This window comes from Pseudoalteromonas sp. G5_S1_14_S5 (assembly GCF_054968605.1).
This window is the reverse complement of sequence record NZ_JBQKUM010000027.1, coordinates 1-10157: the sequence shown is the minus strand read 5'-3', so window position 1 is coordinate 10157 and position 10157 is coordinate 1. Positions and strand designations below refer to the sequence as shown.

The window sequence follows — 10157 nt, the reverse complement described above, 5'->3', positions numbered from 1 at the left end:
CAAAAAAATGAAAGGAACGCCGTTTTCTTGGTTAATTCAATTGGTTGCAAACCAACGCCGTAAGCTTTTATCGTCTATGGTATTAGCCGTTGTTTATTCTTTACTTACGGTAGTACCATATTTTATTATTTATCATTTGGTTGATGGGTTTATCAATGATGCTATTGCTGACTCCTATATTGTCTGGCAATTAGTTTTACTTGCTACGATTGCATTAGTGATGAAAATGCTGTTGCAACTAGCATCTGGATTATTGTCGCACAAAGCCGCTTTTCAACTATTATTTGAAATACGCCAACAAATTATTGATAGCGTAGGGCAGTTATCATTAGGTGAAAGTAATAAACAAGCTGCGGCATCAATGAAAAAAATTATTTCAGATGATGTCGACAGAATTGAGACTTTTATTGCCCATCATTTACCAGATATGGCTGCTGCGATTGTGAGCCCTTTAGTTGCTTCACTGCTCTTGTTATATATCGATTGGCGATTGGCACTTATAGCTCTCTTACCTTTACCTATCGCTTTGGTTTTACAAGCTCTTATGTTCAAAGGCTTCAACGTTAGAGTAGATGAGTACCATAAAGTCGTTTCCAATTTGCATATTAGTGTTGTCGATTTTGTAGCATCTATACCTGTAGTAAAAGCGTTTAACATGACGGTCGATTCGCATCAAAAATATCGAGATGCAGTGAATGAGCATCATAAACTGGTGACGAATTGGTTATTAGATACAAAAACGCCAGCATCTTTATTTAAGTTATCGCTTGATCTTGGTTTGCTTTTTTTATTACCTGTTAGTGTATGGTTATACGCTCAAGGTGATTTAACGCTATCGACATTATTTATTTTTATATTACTGGGCGTGGGGTTGATGGAACCTCTTTACAACCTTATTCAATTTGGTGGTATGTTCAGTGAGATGCTAAAAGGAGTTGAAAAGATAAAATACTTCTGTGAAATAACTCCTCAGAGTGAGGGCTCTCAACAGCAAACTATAGCACATACAGGTATCACTTTTGATCATGTAACGTTTCGACATAATAAAGCGATTAAAAGTACTGTCGATGATGTTTCTTTTACTGCTTTGCAAGGAAAAATTACCGCTATTGTAGGGCCATCTGGCGCGGGTAAAACAACAGCGGCTCAGTTGATTCCTCGATTTTTTGAATACCAGAGTGGTGAGATCACTATCGGTAATAAGTTGATAACAGATTTTCCATTTGATCAGTTGATGTCGCTTGTTAGTTTTGTTTTTCAGGATGTTTATATTTTTGAGCAGACTATCAAAGAAAACATTCGCATGGGTAATGATGAGCTTTCCGATGAAGACATAGTTAATGCAGCGAAAGCAGCTTGTGCTCACGAGTTTATTTTGTCATTACCAGAAGGCTACGAGACGATAGTTGATCAAGGGAGTTTAAGTGGTGGGCAAGCTCAAAGAATTGCGATTGCTCGGGCTATAGCTAAAGATTCGCCTATTTTGATCCTTGATGAAGCAACGGCTTATGCTGATGCGCGCAATGAAGTTCGCATCCAGCAAGCAATTTCAAGTTTAATGCGAGGCAAAACAGTATTAGTTATTGCGCATCGTTTAAATACGCTTACTCATGTCGATAAAATTATTGTTATGGATAAAGGTAAAAAAGTGTCAGAAGGTACACATGGTGAATTGCTAGAAGGCTGCGAGCTATATCAGTCCATGTGGGAAGCACACCAAGAAACTAAAGCTTGGCACTTTGGGCAATCATCAAAGGGTCAAGAGACTATGACAGTGTCAGAGGGTGTAGAGTCATGTTGAGAATAAATACCTTAAAGCGTTTAACCGGTACGTCTCTGAAAGGTTTAAATCGAACTGTATTTCTGACAGTGCTTGATGCTTTCTTTGCTTCTGCTCCCTATGGCTTTCTTTATTATATTCTGCTGGATATGTTAGCCGATAAGCCAGATATACAGCATCAATTTTTGTTGGTGATCGGATGTGCTGTCATGATGATCATACGGGCCCTATTGGCACGAGTCATTCACGTGAACATTTCTCTTATTGGTTTTGATGCAGGAAAGCAAATTCGTCAGCGTTTAGGTGACCATTTACGGAAAATGCCAATGGGTTTTTTCCAGCGTTCTGATTTTGGCAGTGTTAATAACACCTTACTAAAAGACATTGATATGATTGAGCGGATTTTTACTCATTTGTATGCACCAATTATAGCCACTGGTTCAGTATTGTGCTTTTTTGCCTTAGGCTTGATAGCTAAAGATTGGCGAATGGGGCTGGCCATGATGTCAACCTTGCCATTAGCTTGTTTCGCTTACTTACTAACGCGAGCTTACGCTAGGAAGTGGCAGAGTCACATGCAGCATTTGATGCATCAACTGAATGATGCCGTAATGGAGTATATGAATGGCTTAAAGGAACTCAAGTCACATAGCATGATGGGGAAAGCTTTTTCACGTTTAAATGATGTTTTAACATCAACACGTAATCAAGCCTTAAAAGCTGAGAAGGCTGCTGTATGGCCGGTATACAGCTTTAATGTACTGGTGGAGTCAGGCTTAATTGTGTTGCTGGTTGTACTTACTTGGGCTTGGTTAGAGCGTACAATAGCTTTACCGGAAGTATTATTATTTTTGATTGCAGCAGTCCGTTTTTTCAGGCCATTACTTAACATGTCAATGTTTTTGGCTGAGCTAAATTATTTAGATCTGGCTGTAAACCGAGTTGATGAAGTGTTGTCATTACCTACTATGCCACATGGTCAAGGCCGACCGCAGATTTCAAATATGGCGATCACCTTTAATGATGTGAGTTTCACTTATCCGGGTTCAAAAGATCCGCTTTTTGATAGTTTAAACCTAACGCTCCCTCACAATAAAGTAACCGCACTTGTCGGCCCATCAGGCTCAGGTAAATCGACAATTGCGTCATTGATAGCTCGTTTTTGGCAGCTTGATTCAGGCTCAATCTCAATAGGAGAACAAGGAAGTCAGGTTGATATTGCAAGTATGCAAGTTGAGCATTGGCTTCAGCATGTCAGTATTGTGTTTCAATTGAATTATATTTTTAATGACACACTGGCGAATAACCTTCGTGTTGCTAAACCAGGTGCGACAGATGATGAATTGTGGCGTGTTATAGAGCTCGCGAAACTCAAAAATTTAGTGTCAGAGATGGAAAAGGGGCTTGATACCGAGATTGGTGCTGGTGGTGTACACTTATCAGGCGGTGAAAAACAGAGACTTTCAATTGCTCGTGCACTTCTTAAAGATGCGCCACTTGTTATCTTAGATGAAGCCACAGCCTCTCTAGACCCTGAAAATGAGCGAGATATCCAGGTTGCAATGCAAGCTTTAGTTCAGAATAAAACCGTACTTGTAATAGCTCATAAGTTATCAACAGTTCAATACGCTGATCATATTGTTGTTTTAGACTCAGGGAAGATCGTTGAGCAAGGGGGGCACGACACTTTGCTGCAAAATAAACTTCTTTATAATGAGCTTTGGAACCTTCAACAGCAAGCTCAAAGTTGGCACTTTATTTCATAGCTTTTTGTTGTTGAGAGAAAGCTGGCAAGATAACGTTTTGCCAGCTTTTAGTTTCTTGGTTTATACAAGCATAGCGTTGTGATCTCATTTCTCTTGGTGTCATAGCGATAGTTGCACGTGATAATTTTGTTGATGTTAAAGTTTTTGTTAAGGTTCGTGGACGTAGAAAAGGTCAGGATTGATTTGTGATGATTAATATTGACTAAATTAACAGCATCAAAATTGACTATTTCCATAATATGTGGGTATATAGCTTTGTATATGCTCTCTTTAGCCGAAAATAACAATGTAGTGCAATATTCATTAGAGTAATTAAGCTTCTTCAATAGCAATAATTCTGTTATGTCAGCAATAAGTGGTTGGATGCTTTTGCTCTGTTGCTGAGACATTAAAGTCTGGATATCGATACCAAATGAAAGGTTGTCGTCTGAGTGTTCTTTTTTACCCACTATTGCAATAGCACTATTATCGGTATGAGATATTGAACCTGTTAATCCACAAGGCCATTTTGGCGAACGATCTGCGGAGATTGGAACATCGATTGCGTAACCCAAATTCCTTTTTATCAAGTACTTGGTGCATATCCGACCTGCCAAAAACTCCCTCTTTCTTTTGGGTACGGACTCTCTGACTGAATTTGGATATTCAATATCAAAGTGAAAAAATAAGTTTTCCCTAAATTTATCTGGAGAAAAACTAATTTTCATTATATCTAAAGATTTACCTTGATAATCAAAATTAAAAAATTTGAAGTCATTAATAAATTCTGATGATAAATTTTCCATTTCTTTAAGATTATGATTAGATCACTTGTTGCAAATAATTATCATTTACTTTTCTTTATATGTAAAGCATAATTTATTTTCTCAGAAAACCATACACTAATTTACCTATTGAACAGAAATGAAATTAAGGACTTTTATGGAAAGCTGCAATATTAAAGGTGAGAGTGAGAATTTTAAATCTAAACAAAGCAATGTCTTTTTTGTCATTATTTGTAGTCTGTATTTTGTTCAGGGTATTCCTATTGGTTTAACATTCCATGCTATTCCTACACTATTAAAAACACTCGGTTTACCACTAGAATTGATCTCAATGGTACCGCTCGCTGGCATTTTTTGGGCCATTAAATTTTTGTGGGCGCCATTAGTGGAAAATAATTGGCTAGGCTCTCTTGGGCGAAGAAAGTCATGGATCATACCTATGCAATTGGTGATGGTAATGACACTGATAACATTAGCGATGATTAACGTTACTGAACAGACCTTGACCATAGTAACACTATTACTCGCGATCATTTCCATTGTGGGAGCGACACAAGATATTGCGACCGATGGTTTAGCAGCAGATCATACAGAGAAGTCACAACTCGGTTTAGTGAATGCGATTCAGGTTTCAGGAATTATTATCGGGATGTTAATTGCGGGTCCGTTTGCAATGGTTGCCTTTGAATATGTAGGGTATCGGGTGACTTTACTACTATTGGCCGCAATAGTGTGTGTATGTCTAATACCAATTATCACTTGGCAAGAGCCGAAAGTGAAGCACAGCAGTACAACAGCAAAAGCATCCCTTCTCAAGTTTTTCAAAGCCCCAAGAGCGACTTCAACGTTGGTACTATGTTCGTGCGCCACTTTGTGTGGAGTCATCACAATGGCGCTGTCAAAATTTATCTTGGTTGACTTATCTTGGTCTATGTCGCAAGTAGGAATGCTAACAGGAGTTGGTCATTTGCTAGTAATGCTTGTAGGTTGTTTCATTGCTAGCAACCTTATAAAGCGTTGCGGATATCGCTCAACATTGCTGTTCGGCTTACAGTTGGTTATGTTCGGTGGTTTTCTTTGGATAGCGATCGCCGAAGATTGGCTTTTGGGTGTATGGTGTGTGTGGTTAACATCTGTCATTGTAGGTTTGGGGATGGGTTTTATTGCGGTAAGCACCTATACATATTCAATGCGTTTTTCTCAGCAGACTTTGCAGCCTGCAACAAACATTGCTTTCTTTCAGGGAACACAGACTTTTGGAGAGATAGTCTTTTCTTCTTTAGCCACAAGTTTAGCAGGGGTTAGTGGATATAGTAGTGCTTTGGTGCTCGGAATAGTGATTGCATTGTCTAGCTTATTTGCAGTGTTGAAATCGACTCATTATCGCCACTGGAGTGATGCGTACAATGACTGAGTTTAATCAATATTTGAGCAAGTGAGCAAACGTCATAGATTGAATACGTATTGTTCTCTAGGAGCACATTGCGCTCGGCTTGGACGCCAGAGCGCAGTTTTAAAAAGGCTAAACAAGTAGCTAGTTAACGGACGTAGTTCGCATCAACGCTGACATACCAGTGCTGAAGCGTACCGTCCGTTTTTTTGATCCACAAATCGTTTGTGTAACTCTCGATCTTACCATTTACCGTTAGCTTAAACGTGTTTTCGTCGAACTCGCCAAGTTTTACAAACTGGTCTGTCGTAATCAAAAACGGGTCCATATCATCGATATCAACAGCATCTGAAATCACGTAGTAGTGATAAGTATATGGCTTACTCGCATCATTTGGATTACTACGGTACGCCACAAGTTTGAACGGTTCCGTCAATGGAACATCAAGTGTTTGCTTATCTATCGTCGCGGGGATTGAAATAAACAACCAAGCCGTGAATAGACCGCAAGCTAAAATCATCAGTAGAAATAGAGTCTTAATTGCTTTCATGGCAACCTTTAAAATAGGTGATGTTGAAGGTGCTATGGTAACAGGTTTGACTTGTCGATTGTAAGAGTAAGTATAAGTGAAAGCGGCATCACTCTTTTAGGAAATTTGAAAGAATTGACGCACTGTTCATAATTTACGTTTCAGACGTTTTCTATTTAAAAGCGCCTGGGCAAATTAGTGCGCGTGGCCTTGTGATAGGTTGATCAACATCACGCCTGCGGCAACAAGCCCCATGCCAATCCAAACTTTTGTGTCTAGATGTTGGCTGTAAACGAAGCTCGAGATTAAGCTTACCGTCAAAATTGCTAATCCAGCCCATAAAGAGTGCACTACACCAACCGGCATCTCTTTCATGGCTTGGCTTAAGAATAAAAATGCCGCTAAGTGACCTGAGATAACCAGTAAAGCTGGGACTGGTTTAGACAAGCTAAATCCATCGGTGGCTTTAAGTGCAACGTGAGAAAGTGCTTCGGCCATTACGCCCATCATCAAGAAAAACCAGCTCATATTCGTACCTTTATCTTTGTATTGTTTGTGTTGGTATAGCAAGAGTGTTTGAAAGTGGTCATTGGTGCTAATCGCGGATTAGCTCATATTGCAGGCACAAAAAAGCCCGCACCTCACGCTTTTGCAAGGTGCGGGCTAAATAGGTGTGACTACTTGTTTAGGTAAGCAGCGTGGAACTCAATGTGCTCGTCAATAAAGCTAGAGATGAAGTAGTAGCTGTGGTCGTAACCAGGCTGCATACGTATCTCTAAATTGGCATTGTTTACTTTCGCGGCTTCAACTAACTGTTCAGGTTTCAGCTGTTCAATTAGGAAGTTGTCCGCTTCGCCTTGGTCAACCAACATTGGCAGCTTAGTGCTTTTCGTTTTTAGAAGCTCAGAGGCGTCGTACTGTTTCCACTCTTCAATGTCTAAGCCTAGATATTGGTTGAATGCTTTTTGGCCCCAAGGGCATTGCATTGGGTTACTGATCGGGCTAAATGCGGAGATAGAACGGTAGCTATCTTCGTTCTTGATGCCAATCGTAAGGGCACCGTGTCCACCCATGCTGTGACCAGAAATTGATTTCACTGATGTCACCGGGAAGAAAGACTCAATCAGTGCAGGAAGCTCTGTTACCACGTAATCGTACATGTGGTAATGGTTATCCCATGGCGCTTGAGTAGCATTCACGTAGAAGCCTGCACCTTGGCCTAAGTCGTAGCTTTCATTGTCAGCAACGTTCTCACCTCGTGGGCTTGTATCTGGTGCAACAATAGCGATGCCTTGCTCTGCTGCAGCTTTAAATGCGCCGGCTTTTTGCATGAAGTTTTCATCGGTACAGGTTAGGCCTGATAACCAATACAAAACAGGAACTGGGTTTTCTTTGCTTGCATTTGGTGGCAAGAAAATCGCGAAACGCATATCGCAGTCAAGCGTTGCAGAAAAGTGGGTGTATTGTTTGTGCCAACCACCAGCAACCTTTGCTTGGCTAATGTTTTCGATTGTCATTTATTGTGCTCCGTTAGGTTGATGGTTTCGGAATTAATGTATTTGATTTTCTGTAACTTAAGCTAGAGGTTTCACCACCCACCGGGCAGGAGGTAGTGAAGACAGTTTCGCTCTGATTTTTAAGTCAGAACTGTGGTCTCGACACCTAGGTGCCGAGACCAAGGAGGATTATCTGTCCATGTGTAAAACAGTACGGATAGATTCACCTTTGTGCATTAGGTCGAATGCGTCGTTTACTTCGTCAAGGCTCATTGTGTGAGTAATGAACTCTTGAAGACCAAACTCACCCGCCATGTAACGGTTTACGATTTCTGGAAGCTCAGAGCGGCCTTTAACACCACCGAAAGCAGAACCACGCCATACACGACCTGTTACTAGTTGGAATGGACGAGTTGAGATCTCTTGACCCGCGCCTGCAACACCGATGATTACAGATTCGCCCCAACCTTTGTGACAACACTCAAGCGCTTGACGCATCACGTTTACATTACCGATACACTCGAATGAGTAATCAACACCGCCGTCTGTCATCTCAACGATAACGTCTTGGATTGGCTTGTCGAATTTCATTGGGTTAATACAGTCAGTCGCGCCAAGTTGTTTTGCTAACTCGAATTTGCTCTCGTTGATATCAACACCGATGATTTTGCTTGCACCCGCCATACGAGCACCGATGATTGCAGAAAGACCGATACCGCCTAAACCGAATACAGCAACTGTGTCGCCTTTTTCAACTTTAGCTGTGTTTAGTACCGCACCCATACCTGTGGTTACACCACAGCCTAGAAGACAAACTTCCTCAAGAGGTGCTTCTTTGTTTACTTTCGCTAGCGAAATTTCTGGAAGTACAGTGTACTCAGAGAAAGTAGAACAACCCATGTAGTGGAAAATTGGCTCACCGTTGATAGAGAAACGGCTTGTGCCATCTGGCATTAGGCCTTTACCTTGAGTTTCGCGAACCGCTTGGCAAAGGTTAGTTTTACCAGACTTACAGAATTTACATTCGCCACACTCAGCAGTGTAAAGTGGGATAACGTGGTCACCAACTTCAACGCTTGTTACGCCCTCGCCAACCATTTCAACGATACCGCCACCTTCGTGACCAAGAATAGAAGGGAAGATACCTTCTGGATCGTCACCTGAAAGAGTGAATGCGTCAGTGTGACAAACACCAGTAGCAACGATACGAACAAGTACTTCGCCAGCCTTTGGCAGTTCAACGTCAACCGTTTCACGCTTTAGCGGCTCACCTGCCTTCCAAGCAACCATTGCTTTAGATTGGATATGAGTTTGACCAGGTTTGATTTCGATAGTCATTGGATGCTTCCTTTATATGTCAGTACAGCAGATAACTTTGCAATTTGGTTCAACCCGTTAAGCGTAGTCGAGCTTAATTGCTTCCGCTCTCTCGTTTTGTTGGAGCCAGTATAGGTGCGGTCACAGGTTTTGATAATCCCCTTAAATAGAAAATGATTATTACCTATTTGTAATAATTTGTGAGTTTGAAGGGAAAGGTATTGCTAAGAGAATCTAACGAAACTCTAAACAGTAACTAAGTAGAAGGGACATTTGTTGGAAATAAATGGAGCATAAGCTTGCCGCCTATTTTCTCGTTGTAGGTTTGAACATGCTTTTTTCTCTCCCAGCGCCTGTAATGCTATCGCTTGCCATTGTGCTTGAAGTTGTTGCCACTTCTCTATTACCTAAAACGCAGCAGTTTACTTCTTTGCCCACGAGTGTCGCAGTATTAATTGGTTACGGTTGTGCTTTCTATCTATTGTCTCTCACAGTGCAAACCATCTCTTTAGGCGTGGCGTATGCGATTTGGTGTGGGGCAGGGATAGTGCTAGTCGCAGCATTGTCTTGGCTTGTCTACGGACAAAAGCTCGATATCTACGCAGTCATCGGTATTGCTTTGATTCTGGCTGGAGTGGTGATTATTAATTTGTTTTCGACTTCGGTGAGTCATTAGGTCGGTGAGTCATTAGCTGACGCCGACCTCGCAAACACGTCTTGGTCCAAGAACTTCTCAGGTTGAATTTTTACACGGGGCATTTTCTAGCTCCGAAAATGCCCCAAAGCTTGTTAGATCAAATACTCATTCACATCTAATTAATGTGATTTTGGATTAGTTTACCTAATGATTTAATCTGACTCAGGCTTGCTCATAGTGTGTAACCGCATCATATAATTATTCACATTTTGTATATGAAACTGCTTACCAATAACTCGCTGATTTTTGCTAGCGATCATTCTGTAGTGAGTTAAATCATTCTCTTTAGTAAAGCTCTTATAAGCATTTGCACCATCTGAGCAAAGAATCGAGTCAGTAGTAACAAGTGGTTGTAATACTTCACTAATTTCTTTCCAATCTCGTGATCCAATTGATTCATCAACTCGCATCTGCATAC

General features: G+C 40.9%; 9 protein-coding genes and 1 pseudogene. 4 read left to right on the top strand and 6 right to left on the bottom strand.

The features are described 5' to 3' along the window. Positions 1 to 7: 7 nt before the first annotated feature. Positions 8 to 1801, top strand: a complete 1794-nt coding sequence (locus ACTRWI_RS10050) for an ABC transporter ATP-binding protein (protein ID WP_105024165.1) — start codon at positions 8 to 10, stop codon at positions 1799 to 1801. Next, positions 1795 to 3546: an ABC transporter ATP-binding protein gene (locus ACTRWI_RS10045; protein WP_004737540.1), complete on the top strand. Its 1752-nt coding sequence runs from the start codon at positions 1795 to 1797 to the stop codon at positions 3544 to 3546. The genes ACTRWI_RS10050 and ACTRWI_RS10045 overlap by 7 nt, the downstream gene beginning before the upstream one ends. A 47-nt stretch (positions 3547 to 3593) precedes the next feature. On the opposite strand, the gene ACTRWI_RS10040 is transcribed toward ACTRWI_RS10045, so the two are convergent. Next, the gene (locus ACTRWI_RS10040) at positions 3594 to 4331 is read right to left on the bottom strand and encodes a 4'-phosphopantetheinyl transferase family protein (RefSeq protein WP_499130999.1); all 738 of its coding nucleotides are present in this window, start codon (positions 4329 to 4331) and stop codon (positions 3594 to 3596) included. 118 nt (positions 4332 to 4449) lie between these two features. On the opposite strand from ACTRWI_RS10040, the gene ACTRWI_RS10035 reads away from it, so the two are divergent. Further along, complete coding sequence (locus ACTRWI_RS10035; protein ID WP_499130996.1) at positions 4450 to 5724, top strand: MFS transporter; 1275 nt, start codon at positions 4450 to 4452, stop codon at positions 5722 to 5724. A gap of 124 nt (positions 5725 to 5848) precedes the next feature. Here the strand turns inward: ACTRWI_RS10035 and ACTRWI_RS10030 are convergent, their stop codons facing one another. The 4 genes from ACTRWI_RS10030 to ACTRWI_RS10015 form a co-directional block, all read right to left on the bottom strand. Further along, on the bottom strand, positions 5849 to 6250 hold the full coding sequence (locus ACTRWI_RS10030) for a hypothetical protein (protein WP_499130992.1): 402 nt from the start codon (positions 6248 to 6250) through the stop codon (positions 5849 to 5851). 174 nt (positions 6251 to 6424) lie between these two features. After that, on the bottom strand, positions 6425 to 6757 hold the full coding sequence (locus ACTRWI_RS10025; RefSeq protein WP_004737544.1) for a DMT family transporter: 333 nt from the start codon (positions 6755 to 6757) through the stop codon (positions 6425 to 6427). A gap of 149 nt (positions 6758 to 6906) precedes the next feature. Then, positions 6907 to 7746, bottom strand: coding sequence for an S-formylglutathione hydrolase (gene fghA, locus ACTRWI_RS10020; protein WP_499130988.1), 840 nt, complete (start codon positions 7744 to 7746; stop codon positions 6907 to 6909). A gap of 168 nt (positions 7747 to 7914) precedes the next feature. Beyond that, on the bottom strand, positions 7915 to 9063 hold the full coding sequence (locus ACTRWI_RS10015) for an S-(hydroxymethyl)glutathione dehydrogenase/class III alcohol dehydrogenase (RefSeq protein ID WP_499130986.1): 1149 nt from the start codon (positions 9061 to 9063) through the stop codon (positions 7915 to 7917). A 310-nt stretch (positions 9064 to 9373) separates the two neighbouring features. Between ACTRWI_RS10015 and ACTRWI_RS10010 the strand changes: the two genes are divergently transcribed. Continuing rightward, on the top strand, positions 9374 to 9718 hold the full coding sequence (locus ACTRWI_RS10010; protein WP_499130984.1) for a DMT family transporter: 345 nt from the start codon (positions 9374 to 9376) through the stop codon (positions 9716 to 9718). Between the two features lie 203 nt (positions 9719 to 9921). On the opposite strand, the pseudogene ACTRWI_RS10005 reads toward ACTRWI_RS10010, so the two are convergent. After that, a pseudogene (locus tag ACTRWI_RS10005) lies at positions 9922 to 10157 on the bottom strand (IS1595 family transposase); the annotation flags it as partial.

Excerpts from the sequence above, each read along its gene's own strand:
- ACTRWI_RS10010 (WP_499130984.1), top strand. The coding sequence starts at position 9,374 with ATGCTTTTTTCTCTCCCAGCGCCTGTAATGCTATCGCTTGCCATTGTG.
- ACTRWI_RS10015 (WP_499130986.1), bottom strand. The coding sequence starts at position 9,063 with ATGACTATCGAAATCAAACCTGGTCAAACTCATATCCAATCTAAAGCA.
- fghA (WP_499130988.1), bottom strand. The coding sequence starts at position 7,746 with ATGACAATCGAAAACATTAGCCAAGCAAAGGTTGCTGGTGGTTGGCAC.
- ACTRWI_RS10035 (WP_499130996.1), top strand. The coding sequence starts at position 4,450 with ATGAAATTAAGGACTTTTATGGAAAGCTGCAATATTAAAGGTGAGAGT.
- ACTRWI_RS10050 (WP_105024165.1), top strand. The coding sequence starts at position 8 with ATGAAAGGAACGCCGTTTTCTTGGTTAATTCAATTGGTTGCAAACCAA.
- ACTRWI_RS10030 (WP_499130992.1), bottom strand. The coding sequence starts at position 6,250 with ATGAAAGCAATTAAGACTCTATTTCTACTGATGATTTTAGCTTGCGGT.
- ACTRWI_RS10025 (WP_004737544.1), bottom strand. The coding sequence starts at position 6,757 with ATGAGCTGGTTTTTCTTGATGATGGGCGTAATGGCCGAAGCACTTTCT.
- ACTRWI_RS10045 (WP_004737540.1), top strand. The coding sequence starts at position 1,795 with ATGTTGAGAATAAATACCTTAAAGCGTTTAACCGGTACGTCTCTGAAA.
- ACTRWI_RS10040 (WP_499130999.1), bottom strand. The coding sequence starts at position 4,331 with ATGGAAAATTTATCATCAGAATTTATTAATGACTTCAAATTTTTTAAT.